This is a genomic window from Streptomyces ruber (assembly GCF_014648075.1).
Lineage (GTDB): Bacteria > Actinomycetota > Actinomycetes > Streptomycetales > Streptomycetaceae > Streptomyces > Streptomyces ruber.
In genome coordinates this window covers 1-22,690 of the sequence record NZ_BMQK01000034.1, presented here as the reverse complement: position 1 = coordinate 22,690, position 22,690 = coordinate 1, and the positions used below count along the sequence as shown (strand labels likewise).

13 protein-coding genes and 1 pseudogene are annotated in these 22,690 nt (G+C 68.9%); 6 read left to right on the top strand and 8 right to left on the bottom strand.

What is annotated here, in order from left to right; genetic code table 11:
• Nucleotides 1-142: 142 nt before the first annotated feature.
• The 7 genes and pseudogenes from IEZ04_RS33970 to IEZ04_RS33940 all read right to left on the bottom strand — a co-directional run bounded on the left by IEZ04_RS33970 (nucleotide 143) and on the right by IEZ04_RS33940 (nucleotide 16,822).
• Nucleotides 143-1,119, bottom strand: a pseudogene (locus IEZ04_RS33970) (IS5 family transposase).
• 236 nt (nucleotides 1,120-1,355) lie between these two features.
• Nucleotides 1,356-2,120: an ATP-binding protein gene (locus tag IEZ04_RS33965; RefSeq protein WP_189220854.1), complete on the bottom strand. Its 765-nt coding sequence runs from the start codon at nucleotides 2,118-2,120 to the stop codon at nucleotides 1,356-1,358.
• Nucleotides 2,117-3,838, bottom strand: a complete 1,722-nt coding sequence (locus tag IEZ04_RS33960) for a TnsB C-terminal domain-containing protein (protein WP_189220853.1) — start codon at nucleotides 3,836-3,838, stop codon at nucleotides 2,117-2,119. Before IEZ04_RS33960 ends, IEZ04_RS33965 begins: the two co-directional genes overlap by 4 nt.
• 38 nt (nucleotides 3,839-3,876) lie before the next feature.
• Entirely contained in the window at nucleotides 3,877-5,097 is a 1,221-nt protein-coding gene (locus tag IEZ04_RS33955; RefSeq protein ID WP_189220852.1) for an AAA family ATPase, read from the bottom strand.
• 428 nt (nucleotides 5,098-5,525) lie between these two features.
• Nucleotides 5,526-5,945: a DUF7878 domain-containing protein gene (locus IEZ04_RS33950; protein WP_189220851.1), complete on the bottom strand. Its 420-nt coding sequence runs from the start codon at nucleotides 5,943-5,945 to the stop codon at nucleotides 5,526-5,528.
• Nucleotides 5,946-5,954: 9 nt separating this feature from the next.
• Nucleotides 5,955-12,311 (bottom strand): RHS repeat domain-containing protein, encoded by a 6,357-nt coding sequence (locus IEZ04_RS33945; protein ID WP_189220855.1) that lies wholly within the window; start codon nucleotides 12,309-12,311, stop codon nucleotides 5,955-5,957.
• Nucleotides 12,312-12,511: 200 nt separating this feature from the next.
• Complete coding sequence (locus IEZ04_RS33940; RefSeq protein ID WP_189220850.1) at nucleotides 12,512-16,822, bottom strand: LamG-like jellyroll fold domain-containing protein; 4,311 nt, start codon at nucleotides 16,820-16,822, stop codon at nucleotides 12,512-12,514.
• Nucleotides 16,823-17,218: 396 nt separating this feature from the next.
• Between IEZ04_RS33940 and IEZ04_RS35895 the strand changes: the two genes are divergently transcribed.
• The 6 genes from IEZ04_RS35895 (at nucleotide 17,219) to IEZ04_RS33910 (ending at nucleotide 21,654) form a co-directional block, all read left to right on the top strand.
• Complete coding sequence (locus tag IEZ04_RS35895) at nucleotides 17,219-17,353, top strand: hypothetical protein (RefSeq protein ID WP_308429856.1); 135 nt, start codon at nucleotides 17,219-17,221, stop codon at nucleotides 17,351-17,353.
• Entirely contained in the window at nucleotides 17,350-17,658 is a 309-nt protein-coding gene (locus tag IEZ04_RS33930) for a hypothetical protein (RefSeq protein ID WP_189220849.1), read from the top strand. Before IEZ04_RS35895 ends, IEZ04_RS33930 begins: the two co-directional genes overlap by 4 nt.
• A 296-nt stretch (nucleotides 17,659-17,954) precedes the next feature.
• A complete protein-coding gene (locus tag IEZ04_RS33925; RefSeq protein ID WP_189220848.1) occupies nucleotides 17,955-18,416 on the top strand; it encodes a hypothetical protein in 462 nt (153 codons plus the stop codon).
• A gap of 173 nt (nucleotides 18,417-18,589) precedes the next feature.
• Nucleotides 18,590-18,991 (top strand): YunG family protein, encoded by a 402-nt coding sequence (locus IEZ04_RS33920; RefSeq protein ID WP_189220847.1) that lies wholly within the window; start codon nucleotides 18,590-18,592, stop codon nucleotides 18,989-18,991.
• A gap of 1,042 nt (nucleotides 18,992-20,033) precedes the next feature.
• Nucleotides 20,034-20,867: an NAD(P)H-binding protein gene (locus IEZ04_RS33915; RefSeq protein ID WP_189220846.1), complete on the top strand. Its 834-nt coding sequence runs from the start codon at nucleotides 20,034-20,036 to the stop codon at nucleotides 20,865-20,867.
• A 253-nt stretch (nucleotides 20,868-21,120) separates the two neighbouring features.
• Entirely contained in the window at nucleotides 21,121-21,654 is a 534-nt protein-coding gene (locus IEZ04_RS33910; RefSeq protein WP_189220845.1) for a GNAT family N-acetyltransferase, read from the top strand.
• A gap of 79 nt (nucleotides 21,655-21,733) precedes the next feature.
• Here IEZ04_RS33910 and IEZ04_RS33905 read toward each other — a convergent pair.
• Nucleotides 21,734-22,690: IS3 family transposase (locus IEZ04_RS33905; RefSeq protein ID WP_189220844.1), on the bottom strand; the 957-nt coding region annotated here is incomplete at its 5' end.

Below are 22,690 nucleotides of genomic sequence, written 5' to 3'. Positions count from 1 at the left end.
AAGACACGAAGAACAGCACCGCCGCGACTATGCCGAGCATGAGCGAACTCCTCTCATCAGGGTGCAGCCCGTCTGCCCAGCCACCGCTCTGGCAGACATGGCTGCACGCCTCCGGAGCCGCTAGGTCCTGTCTGGAGTTTGATCATGAGTGCGGTGTGATGCTGCGGAGCCAGAGCAGTGCACCGCACAAGTGGAGCCCGGCCTCGTAGCTTTGTGGGCTCTTGTCGAAGCGGGTCGCTATGCCGCGCCAGTTCCGCAGGCGGTTGATGCACCGCTCCACGGTGTTGCGTTCGGTGTACAAGTCCGTGTCGTGGCTGACGGGGCGGCCACCGCGCGAGCCGCGCTTCTTGCGGTTGGCGGCCTGGTCCAGCTTCTCCGGAATCACACCGCGTATCCCCCGTCCTCGCAGGTAGCGGCGGTTGCGGCGGGACGAATACGCCTTGTCGGCGGCGACCGCGTCCGGGCGGGTCTTCGGGCGGCCGACCGGCCCGCGCACCTTGATCCGCTCCAGGACCGGGACGAACTGCGGACTGTCGCCGGCCTGGCCGGGCGTGAGCACGAACGCCAGCGGGCGGCAGCGCCGGTCGGCCGCCAGATGGATCTTGCTTGTCAGCCCGCCCCGGGAACGCCCCAGTCCGGCGGCCCTCAACCGGACGCGGTGCCGTCGGCGGATGCGGTGCCGCTCAGTACGTCCGCCCGCGTCGGATTGCCCCTGTTGTTCCTGCGAGGTGCCCCCTTTTCGGACTCGGCGGCCGCCTCCAGGGCCGCCAGTTGCTCCGAGTCGAGGATCATTCCGGCGGCATGGTGGTGGGCCCGTGACGTCGCGGAGTCCACGCTGACCAGAGTCATGTCGGTCTCGCCGCGGGCCGCTGCCTCGGCGATCACCGCCTCCATCAACTGCTGGAAGGTGCCCTGTCCCACCCAGATGCGAAAGCGGTCGTAGGTGCTCTGCCAGGGCCCGAACTCGCTCGGCAGGTCACGCCAGGGGCTGCCGGTGCGGAAACGCCACATCACCGCGTTGAAGTGTTTCCGCAAGTCGGGTATGGGTCCGACCGCGGCGATCGGGAGATGGGGCTCGATCAGGGCCCACTGCTCGTCGGAGACATCGCCTCGCGCCATGACCGACGGTCTATCAAGACCGGGCCTCGGCGCGCAGGCGATCCACCGAAGCGTGATCCGAACTCCAGACAGGACCTAGATGGGGTGGTACGAGTGGGCGTGAACCGGACACGGAACGTACCGGGCGCGGGGTCTGTGGCCCATGGGGCGTACGTATGGTTGTGAGCGGCGGCATCGGTGCGGACAGGCGGAGCAGCCGTCGTGGCGGCCCGTGGCCGAGCTCTTGCGAAAAGGGGCTATGTGCCTGCTCCGAGGCGGCTGAAAGCCCAGCGCAGTACCTCTTGGTCGACGCGGGTGCGTCCGGTGCGCTGCAGAGCGGTGCGGGTGTGGGCGGTCAGACGGGCCCAGTTGCGGAAGTTGCCGTGAGCGGCGCGGCTGTCGGCGAAGGTGATGTCGTCGGGGTCGGCGTCGGCCCAGATCGGGTGGTAGAGCGGGATGACTTCCAGGACCTCGTCACTGGTGAGGCGGGTGAAGCGCTGCCAGATGAAGATGCGGGAGGACAGCATCGGTTCTTTGCGCAGCGTGGCGTGGCAGCCTTCGCCACCGACGAAGACGACGGCGAGCTGGGTATAGGGGTCGTCCCAGAGGAAACGGACATACTCCAGCTGATCGCTGGAGAGCCCCTGTGCTTCGTCCAAGACGAGGGTGCGCGGGTGGGTGGTGAGCGTGTTCTTGAGCAGGTGGTCGAACTCGGTGGCGTAGCGCGGGGGCTGTCCCGGCAGTTGCAGGGCGGTGAACAGTTCGTGGCGTACGGCGCGGGTGGTAGGGCGGGCGTGGAAGGTAATGCGGCGGATGTCCTCGCTGGCCTGGAGTTCGCGGAGGCAGCTGGTGACGGCGACTGTTTCACCGAAGCCAGCGCCGCCGTGGAGGCACATCATGGCGCGGGCGTTGATGGTGTCGGTGAGATTCTCCCGGGCCGTGAGCAGGGCGCGGGTGGTGACCAGCCGGGCGTCGGGCAGAGCGGTGTACTGGTCGGTGGATGCGGGCGGCAGGCGGGTCATGGCGTGTCCTTCTCCTCTGGGGTGGGGGTGGAGCGGGGGCGGGCTTTGAGGGTGTCGGGGGTGGCCCAGTCGGCGGGTGGCGGTGCGGGCGGGATCAGGTCGGGCAGCGCCAGGTGGGCGAGGTCGTTGTCGTGGTGGCGGGCCAGTTCCCGGGTGGCTTCGGCCGCGGTGATCGTGTTCAGGCGCAGCGCGTCGGTGGGGGCGGTGGCGGGGGCGAAGCGTTCGTGGCGGAGTTGTTCGGCGGCTTTGGCGTCGGTCCGCAGGCGCCGGGCGCGTCGGGTGCGGGCGTGGCGCAGCGCGGTGAGTTGTTCGTCGGTGGCCTGGTCGGCGAGGTGAGCGGTGCCAAGGTGCCGGCCGTGGGGTGTGCAGACTTCGATCTCGTGGATGTGGTGGGGCATGAAGCGCACGGTGACCTCGCGGCCGGCCTGTCCGGTCATCCAGTCCGCGAGGTAGTCGCGGTTGCGGAACGTGAGGCCGTGGCTGGTGAGAACACGGGTGCGGCCGTCGTCCTCAAGGGTGAAGAACCACACGTCTGCGGCGGGGATGTCGTTGAGCGGGGCCGCATCGGCCTGCCATGCCTCGAGCGGGGTGCAACCGGCGAGCTCTGTCGGGTGGTGTTCGGTGTTCCACCAGGCCACCCACGCCAGAAGTTCCTCGGTGAAGGCCTGGAAGGTCATCGGTGGACCGGCAGGCCGGCGGTCGGGGCGCTTGCGTGGCTTCTTCGGGGTGTAGCCGGGCAGGGCCGCGAACAGCATGACGGTGGCGCAGTGATTGAGGTTTTCGATGCTGCCTTTCAGGTGCGGGCTGTAGGGCGGCAGGACGGTGATGTCCGAGTCGAGGGCGGTCAGGGCGGTGGATACGGTGCGAGAGAGGAAGTCGCGGCCGCGGTCGAACCGCACGCGGGCGGGCAGCCCTCCGAAGGGCCCGTAGGGGGTGGTGCGCACGATCGCGGAGCGCAGCGCGGCCAGGACCGAGGCGCGGGTCGGGAAGCCGGGAGTGACCGCGACGCCGGTGACGGCTTTGGTGGCGCAGTCGATGAACCAGGTGACGTAGGGGTGGAGAAGAGTGCCGTCGGCGTCCACGCGCAGCGGGGCCTGGACGTGGTCGGCCTCCCACACGTCGTTACGCCAGGTGCGGGGGCGTTTGGCGAACACGTCATGAGCGCGGGCGGCCTCGGGGCCGTGGCGGTAGCCGGCCCGCTCCCCCGCGGTCAGGTCCCGGCGGACCGCGCGCAGGAACGTCGCCAACGACGGGACAGGGGTGAGCAGCGGGACAGCCTGTGGTGGAGCTCCGCCCGGGATCGTGGTGCGGGGCGGTGCGGGGGCGGTGTCCGGTGTGGTGGGGGTCGGGCGGGCGCGGGCGAGGAGCTCGCGGTGGACCGCGGAGGCGTTGCCGTGCCAGTACGCCAGCAGCACCCTCAGTTCAGGGGTGATCTCGAAGCGGGACGTACGGCGGGCACCCGGGGAGGCGGCGGTGGCGGGATGGGCGGTGGAGTCGGCGAGCCACCGCCACACGGTGCGGTCCGAGACGTTCAGGCACTGCGCGGTCGTGGACACATGGGCGCGGGTGAGCCGGCCCTCGGCCCGCAGCCGAAGGAGATGTCGTACGGCCGGGGCGCGCAGAGCGGTCAACGACACGGTGTCCAGAGCGGGCTCGGCACCGTTGGGCGCGGGAGCCGGGTCGGGGGTGTGGTGGAAGGGCGTGGGGTCCATCGTCATCCTTCCCGTATATGCGGAAGTGTCCGAAGGAGGGCGGGTCAGGGGCGCGGGCCAAGGCGGGCGCAGGCCCGGGCCAGAAGGGCGGCATCGACCCTGTGCTCGGGATGGCGGTCCAGGGCGGCGTACACGTGGGAGGTGATCTTCGCCCAGGTACGGAAGTTGCCGTGCGCGCACGTCTCGTCCGTGTGGAGCAGGGGGGCATCGGTCGCGGTGTGCCATAGCGGGTGGAACAGGCGCAGCACACCGGGAACCTGCGCGGGCTCCAAGTGCGGGACGTGCTGCCAGGTCAGCACTCTGGAGGCCAGTGCCGGAGCCCGGGCCACAGCGTGCTCGGCCCCGGCCCCGCACAGCACCAGCGACGTCCTGGTGGCCGGTGCGTCGGCCAGCAGGCGCAGGTAGTCCAGCTCCGGAGCAGCGATGCGCTGCACATCGTCGATGACCAGCACCCCGGGCTTTGCCAATGCTTCCAGCAGCGCGCGGTCCGCCGCGTCCGTCCGGCTGGTGAGCGCCTTCACGGGCAGGCCGAACGCGGTGAGCAGCGCGGCGCGCAGTTGCGGAAGCGCCAGCTTCACCCCCACCAGCGCCCGGCACACCGGCATACGGTGCGGGAGCAAGCGCAGCGCCTGGTACAGCCCGACGGTCTTGCCCTGTCCCGGGTCCCCGTACACGCACACGATCCCGCGAGCAGCGACCGTGTGCGCGAGCGCCTCGGTCACCTCCCCCAGCTGCCGAGTCGACACCACGTGCGCGCCCGGCACGTACAGGCGCACCCCTGCAGTGAACGGCGTATCGCCCGCGGCCTTGTCCCGGCCGGCCGCTGACACCGGTGCGGGCGAGGGTGGTGTCTGCTCTCCGGACTCCTCCACCATTGCCGGCAGAGCGAGCTGGGCCAGAGCGCGGTCATAGCGGTCCGGATCGACGTGCCCCCGCCGGGGCGTGGTGCACTCCAGCACCCGGCCCGCGCGCAGGTCATCCCTCACCACCCGGTGCAACGTCGTCAACGACGGCAGCCGCCCCTCAAGCGGCGTGTCGCCTCCGGCCTGTCCCAGCTCACGATGCAGTTGCGCGACATTCCCGTTCAGTTCCTGCAGCCGGGCCCACAACGCGTCATTGAAAGTGAACCCCCCACGCCGGCCAACCGGTTCCCCCTCGCCCGCGCGGGCCCGCGCCAGCCAGCGCCACGCCGTACGGACCGACACCCCGGCCGCCTCGGCCGCGATCCGTACGTGCACCGACTCCAGCGACCCGGCCTCGTCCAACGCGAGCAGACGGCGTACCACTACCTGCCGGGCCAGCCCACGCTCCCGTGACCGGGACACAGGCAGACGACCGTCACCCTCCAGGCCGTCCCCACCCCGGCCTGCCCCCACACCCACAGGCGGTGAAACCTCTCCAGCCATACCCGCCAGCACACCGCACAGCCCGGACCGGACACACAGGAATACTCGTCCCCATGCCAGCAACGAACCCCGTGTGGTAAGCCGGACACACAGGTCATGACAGCAGATTCGTCACCCGCCGGCAGCCGAGATCCCCGACCACAACACCCGCAAAGACCAGCTCAACCAGCTACCACCCAGGACCAGCCCCGCTGCCGACCAACCCACTGACACCACCCCACCCACTCACACGGAGTTTCGCGTTTTGGCCAAGCCCGATGTCCTTTCGATCGTCCCGCGCATGCGCCTCAGGCGGGCATTCCCAGAACGAAGATAGGGTCGATCCCGATTTCCTCCATATCCCTTCGTACATTTCCGACGAATTCCTCAATGATGGCAGTGAGCTGCCTCCATGAGCATGGAGAGCTTTCACGGTCGGGCGTGAGCGCGGATCCCACAATCCACCCTTCCGCACCGCGCACAAATTTCACGGCCCCCGGATCCTCGAAGGAAAGTGATACGAAGTGGAAGTCTTCTGCTCCTTCTTCGGAAGGCGTGACCCAATGCGCGAGTTCGCGGGCCAATTCCGCTACTGGAAATGCCAGTTCGGAGTATACGACTTCGCCACCATCGACAATCTCGAAGTCGGCTTCGACATTGACCAGGTAGTCGGCCAGGGTGGTTCCTTGCAAGTCATCCGCGTTGAAGTTCCGGTACTTCATGCGCATCGCGTCACCTTATGGGTTGTAGGGGAATGCGTTGATCACCCTACCGTCGTCCGTGACGATGATGCGTATACCTTGCTGCCCCTTGGTCCCGATCGATCTCTGCATATCGACCTCCATCTTGAATGTGCCCTCGAGGCCGTTCGGCTTGAGCACGACTCGGTCGGACTGGAGCGCTTCCGCGACCCACGACTGCACTTCGGGAATATTATTACTGTCGAACTTTGCGTATTTCCCATTGAAAGAGGAGAGATGCTTGTCCTTGATGAAGATACTGGACGGGTCCTCGGCAGCCTTGGACGCCGCACTGAGTGGTCCACTAAGTGGCCTGGCGCCAGGAAGCCGCCCGATTCCAGGCCCCAGTTCGAAGGTGCCGGTCTTCGTCTCCCCACAAAGCACTGGTACACCATTTTGCTCGGCACCGGTACAGGGTGGGTTTGAATGCGCTTCTCCCCCCTTCAAGATACGTTTCAGCTCTTCACCGACTTTTTCGGCTACCACGTCAAATATGACGGGCCCAGGGTCAGGAAGACGCTCTTCCACATAGGCATCGACTTTCGGTCCGTACCCAGTGTCCGAAGAAGACGAACACCCGGGAAACCCACACCTGTAGTCCGCAGCAGCCGTGCTTTTTTTTGGCTCCTCAGGGCGGTAACACACGTTGCTGTGGCAGTAGCCGCCTGCGTGGCGGCCCGGGTCCACCGGACCAGTCGTGATGAACTCTTGCGGACCGCCTGGCCTGTTTCCGCCCTTGGGGTAGCCGATGCCGCACACGTTTGCAGGACATAGACCGGTGGGGTCGGAGAGAGTCGTAGGATTGTTGTTGGCGTAGGTGTAGCCGTGGATCTGCTGTGGGTCGGCGAGGTCCATGATCGGGTCCACGCTGATGAAGCGGCCGAGTGTGGGGTCGTATTCGCGGGCGCCGAGGTGGGTGAGTCCGGTGGCCTTGGAGTCGTCGGTGCCGCCGACGAAGCCCTTGGTGCCCGGCCAAGTGGTGGGCTGTGTGCCGCGGGTGCCGCCGAAGGGCAGGGAGCGGCGTTGGGTCATGGCGAGGGTGTCGGCGGTGATGGCGAGTTGGCCGGTGCCGTGGTGGTCGGCGGTGACGAAGCTGACCTTGCCGGTGTCTTCCTTGACGGCCTGGTGGCCGCCGCCGAGGTCGGTGTAGCGGGTGGCCTTGGCCTTGGTGGCGTCCTTGGGCAGGGTGACTTCGCTGTGGCCCAGGTAGAGGGTGGTCTCGGTGGGGGTTCGGCTGATGAGGCGGTTGCCGTCCGTGTCGTAGACGTATTCGGTGACCTCGTCGGACTTTCCCTCGACCGGTTCGGTGACCTTGGCCAGGTGTCCTTCGGCATCCCAGGTCAGGGTCTGGGTGGTGCCGTTGAGCGTGCGGGCGGTGGTGTTGCCGCTCTTGTCGTAGCCGTAGGAGTCCTTGGTCTGTGTTCCTCCGGGCAGCTGTGTGGTGACGGAGTTCAGCGAGTGTGCCTGGGGCTGGCCGGGGGCGGGGTAGGTGTAGTTGCGCTTGGTGTCCTTGGTGCTGTCACCGTCACCGGCAGTGTTGTGGTTGGTTTCGGTGAGTCGGTTGCCGACCTTGTCGTAGGTGTAGGAGTCCCAGTACGGGGCTGGGCCGCCGATCTTGTCTCCGGCCGGTGTGGCGGAGCAGGTCGTGGTGTTCTGTGTCCAGGCTTGGGTCAGGCGGCGCAGGTAGTCGTAGGTGAAGCATTGGTTGTCGGTGCCGTCGCGTGAGGTGTCCGTGATGGACAGGACGTTGCCGGAGGGGTCGTAGCGGTAGGTGTTGTGCTGGTCGACGCCGTTGGCGTTCTCGCGGTGCACCTGGGAGGTGGCCAGGCGCTGGGTGCCCCACTCGTAGGTGTTCTGGATCTGGGCTGTCTTGGCTCCGTCGGCGGTGCTGGCCAGCCGGTACTGCAGCGGCTTACCGGTCTTGGAGTAGCTGGTGTCGGCCTGGAAGCCGTTGCCCAGGATGGAGATGGGGCGGAGGGTCTGCTCCTCGTAGGTGTAGGAGTGGCTGCCGCCCGGCAGGGATCCGGCCGCCGAGTAGGACATGCCGCCGACCAGGCCGGAGGGTTCGTAGGCGGTGCCGGTCTGGTAGGTGCCGGCCAGCGCCTTCTCTGCCGCGGGGATGACGACCGCGGTTCTGACCGGCCGGTACAGCTGGTCGTACTGGGTGACCTTGGAGGTGTAGGCGTTGCCGCCGTGGTAGCGGGTGGCTTCGGCGAGCTGGCCCTTGGCGCCGGTGATGGTGTCGTAGACCCACTTGGCACGCAGGGCGCCGGTGGCAGAGCCCTCGCGCAGCTCGGTCTTGCGGCCGAGGTCGTCGTAGACGGTGGCGAGGGTGGTGCCGCGGGCGTCGGTGGTGGTGGTGAGCTGGTCGCGGTCGTCGTAGGTGCTGGTGGTGGTGCCCTTGTCGGGGTCGGTGGTCTTCGTCTGGCGGCCGAGCTGGTCGTGGGTGTACGTCCAGCGGTTGCCCGCGGGGTCGGTGACCTCGGCGAGCTCACCGCGGGGGGTGTACGCGTAGCGGGTGGTGTCGTAGGCGGCGCCGGTGGTCGGCTGGTGGTGCTGGCGCAGCTCGGTGGTCAGTCCGCGGGCGTTGACCAGGGTGGTCGTGGCCACTCCGCCGGTGGGCGGGATGACCGTGGTGCGGTCACCGCGGTAGATGCTCTTGGTCGTGTCCAGGACGGTGCCGCCGTCGCCGTTGCCGGCGATCAGCTTGCTTTCGGTTTCGCGGCCCAGCCCGTCGAAGGTGCGGTGGGTCTGGGACTCCACGGCGAGGGCGTCGTCCGGGTCGAACAGCTCGCGGTTGGGTGCGTTCTCCGCGTAGTAGGGGGAGAAGGTTTTGGTTGCCAGGCCGCGTTCGTCGTAGAAGACGTCGGTCAGGATGCGTCCGCCGTCCGGTCCCGGGGACTGGGTCTGGCGCTCGCGCAGAAGGCCGTCGTACAGCGTGTAGGAGGCGATCTGGGCGCCGTCGTTGTTCAGGGTCTGGGTGCGGACCGCGACTGGCTTGTTCTCCTCGATGAAGTAGGTGAACTCGTAGGTCGGGGTCTGTCCGGTCTTGCGGTTGGCCAGCCACACCTTGTGGGAGCGGCCCAGCGCGTCGTAGGTGAACTCGGTGCGTTTTTTGTTGGTGTCCACGGTCGCCGCCGCCTGGCCGCGCAGCGGCTCCAGCTCAAGGATCGTGGTCTGCGCCGTGGTGGCGTCCGAGGCCTTGGCGGGCGGGGTGGTGGTGGTGACCTGGGTGGGGAAACCGGTGGTGGGGCTGTAGGCGGTGGTGGTCGTGCGGCCGTCGTTACGCGGGGTGCGTACGAGGGCGTCCGTGGTGGTGTTCACGGTGACGTCAGCGGTCAGGTCGGTCGCTTCGAGCACGCGGCCATAGCTGTCGTAGGTGCTGCCGGTCTCGAGGTAGGTGGCGGTGGTGCCGTTGTGGCTCTTGAGTGTGGCCACCGCGGTGGTGTCGCCCTTGGTCGGGGCCGTGCCGTAGGCGCCGCCGTCGTAGGCGGTGCGGACGTCCGAGATGACGTCGGTGGCCCGGTTGACCGTGGCGTCGCACCGTTTGGCGACGGTCTCGACACGTGAGGGCAGTTGCAGAATGTTGTCGGTGGTGTTGGTGGCGTAGGTGGTGCGGGTGCATTGATCGTCGGTGGCGGTGGTGTCGTCGCCGAAGTCGTCCGCCTGTGTCACCCGGCCGGCGACGGTGTCGTAGGTGGTCGCCACCGAGGTGGTCCGCCACTCCTTGCCCGCCCCGTCGTCCAGGGAGGTCCAGGATCTGGATTGCCAGGTGCCGACGAAGTTCGCCGTCACCGTGCCCCAGGAGCGCTTCTTCTCCGCGGTCTGGTGGTGCCAGGGCCGGTTGACCGTCTTGGCCAGGACCTTGCCGTCCGGGCCGGAGTAGCGGACCGTCTTGTAGGTGAATCCGGCGGACGACGCGTGGTCGGTGAGCGGATCGCCCTCGCCCTCGCCGAGCGGGATTTCGACGCTCTTGGTGCCGCCCGAGGTGGTCTTCCGGTCGCCGTCCATGCCGCGCAGGAAGTAGGAGTCCTGCTGGGTTCGCAGCGCCGCCGTCCCGTTCTGGCCGCCGGTCTTGACCCGGACGTGGCCGTAGCCGCGCCACTGGGACCAGGTCTTGAACTTCTCCTTGGTCAGGCCGTCGTCATCGTCGTAGTGCCAGGCCGCGTCGCCCAGGTATTCGTAGCGGGTCACCGCGTTCGCTGCGCCGCCGGTCCGGTCCGTGGTGGTGGTCGAGGTGACCACGTACTTGTTGAACCAGTGGCGTTCCGGGTCGTCGGTGGCGGAGCCGCCGATGTACTGCGGGAAGCAGCGTGTGGTGTTCGACTCCGGTGTGGGCAGCGCGTCCCAGGTACAGGCGGCTTCGGAGTAGTTGACGTCGACCTGGCCGCCGGACTCGTCGGCGACGGTGGACAGGCGGTCCTTGACGAAGGGGGCGTAGCCGTCGCCGGTCTTGTCAAGCCGGTTGTCCAGCTGGGTGTAGGCGAAGGTCGTCTTCGGCAGGGTGACCGGCGTGGTGGCGGTGTGGCCGGTGCGCTGGATGGAGTCGAGCAGCAGCTGGTAGTCGATGTCGGCTTGGCCCCAGCGCTGTGCCAGTTTCCAGGAGTCGACCGTGCTGTACTGGTCGCCGTTGAGGATTTGGGTGGTGACGTCGGTCAGGCGCTTACGGGTGAAGAACGTCGGGGACAGGCGGCCCTTGTCGCAGTCCTCGTCCGTGGTGCAGTTCATGTCCCACGGGGTGTCGTACCAGTAGTACGCCTTGTCGTCGATGGTGTCCGCCGCGCAGGTGACGCTGGTCTGCGGGAGGCAGCGCTCCGCGTTGGTGAAGTCGACCTTGGCCAGCGGCTTGGTGCCGTACACCGAGGAGGACTTCAGGCCGTATTCGATGCGGTCCAGGGTGCCGCCGCGGGTGTAGCGGGTGTTGTCCTCGGCCTTGAGGTTGCGGCCGTAGGAGTTTTTCTCCTGGTCGTAGTAGTAGGCGATGGCGTTGCCGTGCGGGTCGACGGCGTAGTCGAGGTTCCAGCGCCAGGCCTGCTGGCACCACGAGCCGGCGAACGTGGACGCATGGCAGGGCTCGCCGGTGTTGTTGCCGTAGACCGGAACCGTCCAGGTGGAGTCGGTGGTCTCCTTGCCGTCCGTCCAGCCGGGCAGCCGGTTGTAGCCGAAGTAGTACTGCACTCCGGCGGGGTCGGTCAGCCGCCAGTACTCCCCGTCGTTGTCGCCGTTGCCGCGGTCGGTGGACTTCAGGCGCTTGATGCGTGAGCCGTCGTCCTGCTTGAATTTGAACTCGTCGTTTCCGGCCGGGACCAGCTCGCCGCCCTTGCCGTTGAAGGTGATGAAGGCGTTGTCGTACGCCCAGCACAGATCACCCGGCTTGTTGCCGTCGGCATTCTCCTCCCCGTCGAGGGCGCACGATTTGTAGCGCCGCTCGATGTAGCCCGGCCACAGGTCGAAGCCGTCACCGACCCAGGAGGCCTGGTTGTTGGTCCCTCCGGTGCGGCCGTCGATGGCGCTCGAGGAGTAGGCCAGGCCGACCCTCGGGGAGAGTCCGCCGGGCACGTCCGGCACCGGCATGTCGTAGGACCAGGTGAAGTCGCCGGTGTTGAGACGGGTGTCCCAGGCTGCGGACGGGGACAGCGAGGTCGCCTTGTAGTCGCCGGTCTTGCCCGAGTCATCAGCCGTGACGGCCAGCACCGTCGGTGCCGACGCCTTCAGGGCCAGCGTCTGGGCGGTCAGGGTCCGCTTCTCGGTGTCGTTGACCGCATCCACCGGCGCACCGGTGCGGCAGGCCGCCTTATCCGGCGTGGTCAGCGCACAGGCGGGCAGCTCCACCAGGGTGAGACGGGAGGCGTAGCCGCCGCCGAAGGCCTCGGCGAAGCTGGAGTAGTCGACGACCGCTCCGACCGTGCCGGGCTGGTCACCTTGCGCGTCACCGGCTTCCAGAGCGAGCAGCACGCCGTTGACGCCGGCCTTTTCCGCGGCTTTGCGGTCCAGCACCCGCGCGGTGACTGCGCCGTGTGCTGCCGACTTGGCTGCCTTGGCGCGGGTGTCGGGGTTCTTTGAGGCGACCGTCCGGGGCACGCTCACGGCGAGCGGCAGGTCCTCGGCCTTGACCGGCTTCCCGGCCGTCGTCGGCGAGGCCTTCGGGACGGTGACCACGGCGGTTTCGGTCGTCGGCCAGGTGGCCTCGGGCTTCTCCTTCGGAGTCGCGGGCTCCGTGGAGAGGGTGCGCGGCTTGACCGCGATGCCGTCGTGGCCCTCGACCGGCTTCTCCGCCGAGGGCAGACCGGGCAGGTTCGTCTCCTCGGCGGCGGCCACGGGCACGGCCGCGGCCTGCAGCAGCGTGCCCATCATCACCACGGACACGGCCAGGGCGACCCGGTGCCGCGCAGCGGCCCAGCGGCGCGGTCTTGCTCTTCCGTTCATCCTCGATCTCATCCCTCACGCAAGGGCACCGGGCCCCCGGCGGGGTGACGCGGTGCCGAAAAGGACTTGCAAGCAATGGGCAGGAGCGCCTGGGGTGTGCCCGGATACTCCGGACACACCCCGGCACCTCAGTTGCTGCCGGGTACTTCGGTCGGCACGTCGAACCAGGAATCGGCGAGGAGTTCGACCTGCGCGTCGCTCAGCGCGCCCTGGAAGGTCCACACGTCATCCACCAGGCCGGGGAAGTACTCCCCTGCGCGGCTGCCGGTGCCGCTGCGGCCGATCTGCAGGGACGTGGCCTTGAAGGCCAGCACGTTCTCCGCCCAGGGGATCAGGTCGGTGCAGGTGCTGCTGTCGCTGGTTCCGTCCCCGTCGGCGTCCGTGCAGGCCATCTCGGCCAGGCCGCCGTTGACGTAGAGGCGGGCCTCCTTGGCGAAGCCGTCGTAGACCAGGGCCAGGTGGTTCCATTCGCGGGCGTCGTAGAACTCGCCGTTGTCGACCTGCACGACGCTCGCATCGGCGGAGTTCTTGTCCGCGACGGACAGCCGCCAGCGGCCCGGGCTGTTCTCGGGGTCGGTGGCGTCCGGCACGAACCGGACCGTGAAGGCACTCTGTGCGCTGCCTTCCGCGCTGGTCAGGGCCACCGCTCCCGTGGGCATGGCCGCGGCCTGCGCCCAGGCAGTCATCGTGAAGCTGCCCGAGGTGTCCACGGGCATGCTGCTCGCGGAGGCATAGCCGGTGACGCCGTCGAGCTGCATGGCACCGAAGTCGATGAACCCGGCATCGAACTTTTTGGCGCCGGCGCTCAGGGTGAGCGTGTTGCCGGTACCGGCGGCGTCGGGGACGGTGACCGGAGTACTGCCGGTGGTCTCCTCGAACATCCAGCGGCTCTTGACCACCGGCCGCTGCCGGAACAGCTGCCGCACCTCGTCGTCCGACACGGCGCGGTCGTACAGCCGGACGTCGTCCATGTCGCCCTTGAGCGGGCCGGCCACCGTGCCGTCCGTGTTCAGGCCACCGCCGATGCTGAGCGGGCCTCCGGAGGCCCAGCGGCTGGTGTAGGGGGTGCTGGCCTCCAGGACGCCGTTGACGTAGAGCAGCAGCTTTTCGGCGTCGGCGTCGTAGACGGCCACCACGTGGTTCCAGTCGCCGAACCGGCCGGCCGCGCAGTTGGTGTCGGCGGGGCAGGCGGTCTGTGCGGCGCGGTAGATGCCGGCGTTCGCGGTGTCGGCGGTGGTGCGGGAGAAGACCCAGCCGCCGAGGGCGGAGGAGTGGTAAAGCTCGAAGTTGCGTTGCTGTGTGCCGCGCTGGGAGACAACGGTCATGGCTCTGGCCTGCTTGTCCTTGGGCAGCCTGACCCAGGTGGAGATGGCGAAGCTCTGGTAGGTGTCCAGGATCGGGCGGCCGGTGGTGGCGTGGTCGTCGACGCCGTCGAAGGACAGGGCACGGCCGCTCACGCCGGCGGTGCCGGTGGTGGCTCCGCCCTTGAGCGTGGCGTCGGCGCTCTGGCCGCGGCCGGTGACGGCGGTGGCGTCGGCGGTCTCGTCCAGCGGCCAGACCAGCTTGGCGGGCCGGTCGGTGTCGACCGGTTGCCTGGCGGCGAGCCGGGTCACCTGGGCGTCGGTGAGCTGGTAGTCGAACAGCTGGACGTCGTCGAGGGTGCCGGCGAAGAAGTCGGTCATGGTGCCGGAGCGACGGGCGGCGCCCAGGATCGTGCCGCCGCGGGCGTCCCAGGGGCTGCTGTAGGTGTTGGTGCCGGCGAGTTTGCCGTCCACATACAGCTTGAGCTGCTGGTTGGCGTTGTCGAAGACCCCGGTGAGGTGGGTCCACTCGGTCTGCCGGGCGGTGATGCAGGCGGTGTTGCCAAGAGCGCACGGGGGCTGGATCGCCTGCACGGACGCGGTCCCGGAGGCGGCGTCGTCGGCGTGCCGTAGGAACGCCCAGGCATTGCGGCCCGGCGCGTAGGAGATTTCGAAGCCGCTGTTTTTCTGGCCGGCCTGGGACAGCGCGACGCTCGTGCGGCCCGGGGCGGTGCCGGGCAGCTTGGCCCACAGGGACACCGAGAAGCTCTTGCCGGTGTGGAGCACGGGCGAGGCGGTGGCGGCGTAGTCGTCGGTGCCGTCGAACTGCAGGGCGCTGCCGGAGACGCCCGCGGCGCCGGGGGTGGCTCCGTGCAGGGTGGCCGGCCAGGCGCCGCCCGCGCCGGACACGCTGGTCGCGCCGGTTTCCTCGTCCATCTGCCAGGCGAGCCGGTCGGGCTGGCCGGCCCGGACCCGGAAGGTGTAGGTGGTGGGCTCGGAGCCGTTGCCGGCCGCGTCGAAGGCTTGCGCGGTGATGAAGTTGACGCCTGGCTTGGTCGGCATGAACTGGATGGTCTTGGCGCCGCCGCCCGAGGTGGTCAGGGTGTTGGCGCTGCTGGGCGAGGTGTTGATGCCGAACCAGTACTTGGTCACGTCCGTGGACGCGCTGTCGACGGAGAAGGTGCCGTACCGCCCGACGCCGTCCAGCCAGGGGTCGTCCGGGTTCTCCGGGTCGGACGGCCCGTACTGAGCGGAGCTGATCTTCGGGCCGGCCGGCACGCCGGTGTCGTACATGAAGTGGCAGCTGTGGGAGCCCTTGTAGCTCCAGGCCGACCACTGCGCCCCGTCGTAGGAGCGGACGTGCCAGTCGAGGTGCTTGTTCTTGGGGATGCTGCCGGGCAGTGTGATGGAGAAGTCGGAGCCGCTCTTCTTGCTCGTCGTCCTCGCCGAGGTCCAGCGGGCCTTGTAGCCGGCGCCGTCACCGGCGTCCCAGGACGCCGCGAACTGCACGGAGACCGTGTCGCCGTCGGGATCGGTGACGTTGTTCGCGCGCAGGGTCGCCGTGGACCGGATGCGCACCCTCTTGTCGGAGGCCACGCACGGGCCGCCCGGGCTCATGGTGAGCTGCGAGAGTTTGATCTGGGCGGGCGGGCGGTTGTACTTGACCCGCAGGTAGGCCTTGTCGGAGAACCGCTTCCAGCCGTAGGCGTCGCCCTCGTCGGCCGCCCGCAGCCCGAACGTCATCGTGGACTGCTTGCTGTTGGCCGCCGCCTGCACGGCCGACTTCACGTTGAACTCCGCGTCCTTGGCCGCGCAGCCCGAGTAGCCGTGCGCGAACGACGCCGACGCCAGTTCCTTGACCCAGAAGCCCGAGGCGTTCTGGCTGTTCCACGTCGTTGATGCGGAGATGCCCTTGGTCTGCCACAGCTCCACCGAGCGGGCCGAGCAGGAAGCCGACCAGGTGTTGCGCACCACGAACTCCGCCGACAGGATCGACTTGCCCGCGAACGTGGACACCGGGATGCGGTAGAAGAGGCGCTTGGTGTCGTGCGGGTTGCAGTAGTACCAGTTGCAGTAGCCCAGCCCGGCGTCCGAGGCGCCGTTGAACTTCCACTGCGGCGACGACGCCCAGTACTTCGACGCCATCGTCCAGGCCGCCGCGCGCGGCGAGTGCCACTGCGGATCGATGTAGACGGGGTAGGTGGTGTCCTGTCCCTTCAGCACGTCCGGATCCGGCGTCAGCACCAGCTCGCCCCGTCCGGCCGGCACCTCGACGTCCACCGGCGCGAGCTTGCCCGACTCCGCCGCGCCCGGCTCCTCCCCGTCACCCGCCTGAGCCGCGTCCGCGGCGGCACGCGACCGGGCGGCGGCTGCCGGCGTCTCGCCCGGGCTGGAGTCCCACATCAGTGGCTGCGGCGCTTCGAAGACGGCGCCCTGGGCGCCCGCGTCGATGGCCTGCAGGCCGCCCTCGGCCGTCTCCTTCACCTCCAGCCCCTGCGCGTCCAGCCGCATCCGCAGCTCGGCCAGCTCCGCACTCGCCGCGGCCTCGGCCGTCTTCACCACCAGCAGCTGAGTGAACCCGTCCTCCTGGGCGGTCATCCGCAGGTCCACATCGGGCAGCACCGACGGATACGTGGCCACCGCCCCGTCGAGCCGCGGCTCCGGGAGCGGAGCGGGCCACGACAGGCTCAACTGGCGCCCGGCCCGCTCCATCCGCACCAAAGGCGCCGCGTCCCCGCCGCCGGAGAACTCCACCCCCACCGTCGCCGCCTTCGGGGCGACCGTCCCGTCCCCGGTCACCTCCAGGGCGGTGTCGACCCGCTGCCAGCCACCGCCGGTACGCGCCCACACCGGCCGCAGATACTCACGCGCCTCCAGCTCGCCCTCCGGCGTGGCGAAGACCTCGCGGCTCTCCCCCCGCAGCACGGAGATCTCCACCGGCTCACCGGTCCGCTTCGCCTGGGCCAGCGCGTCGGCCTCCGACACGCCACCGGCCTCAGCGGCCACCAGGGGACCCTGCGGCTCAGCCGCCGCCCCGGCCGCCGCGCTGCCGGCCGTGACGGGAACCGCCCCGACGGCCAACGCCACCCCCAGCAGAACCCCAACGGTCCTGCGTCCGCCCCGTCCACGGGACCACATCCCCACCACACCCCACCCACAGCATTCTCACAGTTGCCTCGCGTAACTAACTCCAGAGGGGAGGGCTGGGTCAACGGACGTCGGAATGGTGAAACCCGCGCGGTGAAGTGATTTTCAATACGTTTACGGAAAGCCGCACAAGACCACGGGACGTTTGCCTCTCCGGGCCCAGCTGCCACCAAAGGGGCAATTTGCGAGTCCGCAGGCAACCAAGGGCTCGACAAGCAGGGGTATGCCGAGCCGAGCGGGGTTACGTGATCATCAACACGTTTACCGGAACAGCGTTGATACCAGCTCACAGGAGCGCGAGGCGTTCACCAACGACCTCGCCCACCCCCAGCTGCTGGCCGTGTCCGCGAACACCAACCGCAGCGAGGGGGATCAGGGGCCGGACGAGTGGCAGCCGCCGCTGAGGCGTACTGGTGCACCTACGGCCGCTCCTGGACGTCGGTGAAGGCCACCTACGAGCTGACCGTCACCCCCGACGAGAAGAGCATGCTGGCCAAGATGCTGGACACCTGCACTCCATGAACACACACTCCGACGCGCTCGGCGCCGGTTCCGGCCGGCCCGAGCGGCTGGTGGACCGGGTGACGGCCGGCCCGGGCGGCGCCATGACCGACGAGGTCGGCGTCATCACCGGCGACCTCACCCTCGCCACCACCCTCCACCCCGACGGCCAGGCCGCGGCCGCCGTCCAGTACACCGGCGCCGACGAGTGGTACACCCTCACCGGCAGCCCCACCCCGCTCCCCCACCACAGCGACCTTCAGCAACTCCACGACGCTGTCCTGGCCGCGATCCGTGCGGGAGGCGGCGCCCAGGCACCCGCCTGACACGAGGCCTCGGGCCGCCGAGCCGCGCGGGACGGGTCGTGGCGTCGCACCCGCGCGGTGCGCCGCGTACAGCCGATCCCGAGGCGATCGGTGTGTGGCGCATCGGCGGCTTGTAGGCCACGGCCGGTCGGGGCTGGCCGTGGCGGTGTCCTTTCGGCGCTCCCCGGCGCGTGCCCCAGTACACACACCACGAGCGTGACCAGCCGGGCCCTCCTCCTCTTTTCCAGGTCGATTCGTCCCCCCGGCCGACCGGTGGGGCGTGCTGAAGGACGGCCCGTACCTGGTGGTGACCGCTGGTGGCCCTTCAGGTGCGGGCCAGTCGGGGCGTCGTCGACAATGCCGCGGCGGCGCGGGCCGCGGTCCGTGCCGGGGCGGCATTCCTGCTCGGCATGGCGGCGATCGCGGCCGCCACCGGCCTGCCGGGACGGCTGGCGGCCGTGGTGATCATCGGTGGTGTCGTCGTGCACACGATCGGTGAGCTGTGGCACACCGCCGCCTCGTTCGAGCTGAGCTTCGGACTGGCGCCCGCCCATGCCCAGGGCCAGTACTCCGGGCTGCACGCCACTGGCATCGGCGTGGCGAGCTCCCTGGCCCCGTCGGTCCTGGCCCTGTTCTGCATCACCTGGGGCATTCCCGGCTGGCTGGCTCTGGGCGGCGTCTTCCTGCTCGCAGGGCTGGTGCTGCCGTATGCGGTCCGGTGGGCCGAGCGAGCGCGCGCGGCGGCAGCCGGACCGGATGCTGCTCCAGCGTGGACCTGACCACCCGCTTCTGGCCGATCGAACGGTCATCTGGCTGAAGTATGCGCGGGGCGCGGTCGTTGCCTGTCGTCATTTGTCGTCGTTGGTCACCCTCGGACGGCCCACAGACGGCTCGGCCGGGGCCCGATCAGCAGATACGTCGTGATGTCAGTGGCGGCTGCCATGCTGCCGCCATGCGTCCTTGGAACCTGCTCGATCTCGACAAAGCCCTGCGAGCCAGCTGGGCTGCGGACACTGCCAGCCCCAGCGACATCACCGGCGTCGCCTGGCGTCCTGAGAACCCGGCCTGGGGTCACTGCGACATCACCACATTGCTTGTCCACGACATATTCGGCGGCGACCTCAAAGTCGGGGAGGTCTACTTCGGTGACAGGCAGGAGGGATTCCATTGGTGGAATCGGCTGCACAACGGCATCGAGCTCGACTTCACACGCGAGCAGTTCGAGCGAGGAGAAGTCATCACCGCAGCTCGCGTCGTCGAGCGCCCGCCGGGCCCGCTGCGCCGGTGGGAGGAGTACCTCCTCCTGCGTGAACGCGTCAGCAAGCACCTCGGAGCGCTGCCGGAACCCGTCTGAAGCAACTGTTGGCCCCAGCCGAGCTCGCGAAAGGGAACCCGCGGGTCCTGAAACCTTGTGTCAGCGGCTGTGATCGGGTGCACCGCGCTGACTCGCCACCGCCCTGAGCCGGGGGCCGCTACGCGCGTTGCTTGCCGCGCTGGTCGCTAGTAGGACTCCGTTACTGACCTCTCCGATGTGTTGTCAGATGGGTCAGTATGAACCCGAAAGCGCGGTATGCGGCCTCCTCGTCGACAGCGGGGGCCCGCACCTCCACCGGAGCACTGGTGTGCGCGGCGGATGGGCGCGTCGCTGCTTTCCGGGCCAGCGGGATTGGGGTGGGTGCGGGTACTTCTGCGGGTTCGGGCGGCATGTGATCAAAACCCGGCTGACTGGCTGCCACCCGCCGCCGACGTGCACTGCCGCTACGCCGCGGAATGGGTCGGCACCAAACTCCGCTGAAACCTGACCGCCGACGACCGCGAACGGACTACCCTCCACGACCTCGCCGACACCTGTCCGGACCAGACCGTCACCTACGAGGCCCCCGCTTAACCCCGCCCGGCGCGACTCCCCACCGCCCACAGACGTTCCCGGCGGGGCCCCTGCTGTGCGTCCCGGGCCGCATCCCCACCCCGCAATCGGGCGCCGTCTACGTCGCGTCGACGGACCATCCGCGTGGCGGGCATGCCGGGTGCCCCCGGACGGCGCACGGCCGGGGTGGAAGGCATCCCGCTGTGACGTGGACGCTGCCGGATCCGATGCTTACCGCCGCCGTGGACAGCCCGGCGCTGCTCCGCGGGTGGGCGGCGGAGCCGAAGTGGGACGGTTCTCCAGACACAAGATCGTGTCTCAGGCAGGGTGCTTGCTGACTGCCTGTTCTGGCACGCGACGGGGCTGCCCGAAATGGCCGTCGGTTGTCGACGTACATGTGAACGTCCCCAGCCGAGTGCGGGTGATCGACGTGCCCAGCCGGGGGCACGGCCACGCCTTGTTGACCTGAGGCGTGATTGAGGTTCTAGCGTGCCGTCTACTTGATCACCTGACGACGGGAAGCGCGCCCATGATCCTCGTGACCGGAGCCACTGGAAACATCGGCAGTGCCCTGCTGAAGGAGTTGCACGCGCGCGGTGTCGGGCCGCTGCGCGGGCTCACCCGGGATGCCGCACGGGCCGTGTTTCCTGAAGGGGTCGAGGCTGTGGAGGGCGACTTCGCGCAGCGTGCGTCGTTGAAGCTCGTGCTGGAGGGGGTGCGTTCGCTGTTTCTTGTGTCGCGCCTGGGTTCGGACGCCGACATCCTGGAAACCGCCCGGCATGCGGGCGTGGAGCACGTCGTACTGGTGTCGTCCATCACCGTCCAGACCCACCCGCACCTCGGCCCTGCCCGCGAGAACCTGGCGGTGGAGCGACTGCTCAGGGCGAGCGGCATGGCTTGGACGATCCTGCGGCCGACGCAGTTCGCCTCGAACGCCCTGATGTGGGCCGCCTCCATCCGTGGCCACGAGACCGTCCACGCGCCGTACGCCGAGACCGCGCTGCCGACCGTCCACCCGGCGGACATCGCGTCGGTGGCCCGGGTGGCACTGACCGAGCCCGGCCACCACGGACGCACGTACGCCCTGACCGGACCAGAGCCGGTGACCGCCCGACAGCAGGTGGAGGCCATCGCGGCAGCACTGGGCCGGGAGGTTCCCTTCGTCGAGATCAGCCGCCGGCAGGCCCGCAGGCAGATGGTCGCGGTCTTCGGGCCCGAGGCCGCGGACGCGGTGCTCGACGTCACCGGCGGGGACGTGAATCACGAGCTGCTGATGGTGCGCGACACGGTTCCACAGGTCACCGGAAGGCCGGCCCGCCCGTTCCAGCAGTGGGCTTCGGAGAATGCCAACGCCTTCCGGTGAATCGCCTGGGCCTGCGCTCTTGGCTCTGTCCGCGGTTCCGTGAATGATGTTGGTGCTGCGGCAGGCTGGCGCCGAATCGGTCTCACCTCTCGATCGTGCTGCCGAAGTGGCACGTCGTCTGCACAGCCCTCAGCCCGATGTTTCCCCCGTGACGGTGCCGGTGCAGGCTGCTTGACGCCTTGTGTTTCCGGAGCGGCAGCGCGGGCGGGCGCCGGATTACCGATGAGGCGTTTGCCTTCGGCAGGATGGGCGCATGACCGAGATCCGCACACCCCGTCTCCTCCTCCGTAGCTGGCACGACGACGACCTCGTGCCGATGGCGGACATCAACGCGGACCCACGGGTCATGCGCTGGATCGACGACGGCTCGGTGCGCGACCTGGACCACACGGCCGAGGCCATCGAGCGATGGGAGGAGGAGTGGGACGAGGAGGGCTTCGGGCTCTTCGCCGTCGAGCTGCTGGCCTCGGGCGAACTGATCGGCTTCACGGGACTGTCCGTGCCCGAGTTCCTGCCGGAGGTGATGCCCGCCGTGGCGATCAGCTGGCGGCTGGGTTCACAGTTCTGGGACCAGGGGTACGCGTCCGAAGCCGCGCACGCCACGCTGGAGTTCGCGCTTCAGGACCGCGGCCTGGACCTCGTCATCAGCATCAACCGGGTGGGGGACACCGCCTCCGAGAACGTCATCCGCAAGCTCGGCATGGTGCCCGAGCGGGAGACGGTGCACCCGGTGTACGGCTATCCTCTGCGCGTTCACGCCATCGACCTCAGTGAGTTCCAGGCGTAAATCGGCCGAACCATCGATCATCGCAAGACAGCCGACCAATGTCCCCTGAACTTTCCCCGTGATGCTGGACACTCCATGCTTACGCCGCGAGGGCGTGTCCTTGCTCGTGTCGCTGCCTGATCTCCAGCGGGGTCAGGTAGCCCCAGTGCGGGTGCTTCCGCAGCCGCCTGCGGTTATAGAAGGTCTCGATGAAGGCGAAGATTTCGGCGCGGGCGGTGGCCCGGTCGGGCCAGCGGCGGGTGCCGATCTCTTCCTTCAGCACTGCGAAAAAGGACTCGGCGGCGGCGTTGTCGAAGCAGGACCCCGTGCGTCCCATGCTCTGCAGCAGCCCCAACCGGCGCAGTTCGCGCTGGAGTTCCTCGGATGTGTACTCGCTGCCGCGATCGGAGTGTGCGATGCAGCCGGGCCGAAGCCGGCCGCGGCCGGCGGCCATCGCCAGCGCGTCGACGACCAGGCTCGCCCGGTGGTGGTCGGCCATCGAGTAGCCGACGATCTCGCGGGTGGCCAGGTCCAGCCAGGTGGCGAGGTAGAGCCAGCCCTCGTCGGTGGCGATGAACGTGAAGTCGCCGGCCAGCCGCGTGCCGGGGTCGGCGGCGGTGAAGTCGCGGCCGAGCAGGTCGGCCGCGGGCACGGCCCGCTTCGCCGGACGGGTCAGGCCACGGCGCCTGCGCCGGGTGACCCCGGTGATGCCGCGTTCGCGCATGATCCGCTCGATCCTTTTGTGGTTGACCCGGTGCCCCAGCCGGCGCAGGTCGGCGTGGATCCGAGGGACACCGTAGGTGTGCCGGGAGGCGATGTGCAGCACGGTGATCTCGTGGGCCAGGGCGTCGTCGGCGTCCTGCCTCGCCCGGCGGGCCTGCTCGCCGGACCGCCAGGCGTAGAACGAGGACCGGGCCACTTTCAGCCGCCGGCACAGCAGAGCGACGGTGTGGGTGGTCTTCTCCGCCTCGATGAACGCGTACACCGCGCTCATCGATCGCTCTCCTTCGCGAAGAAGACCGCCGCTTTTCGCAGCACCTCGATCGTCTCGGCCTGC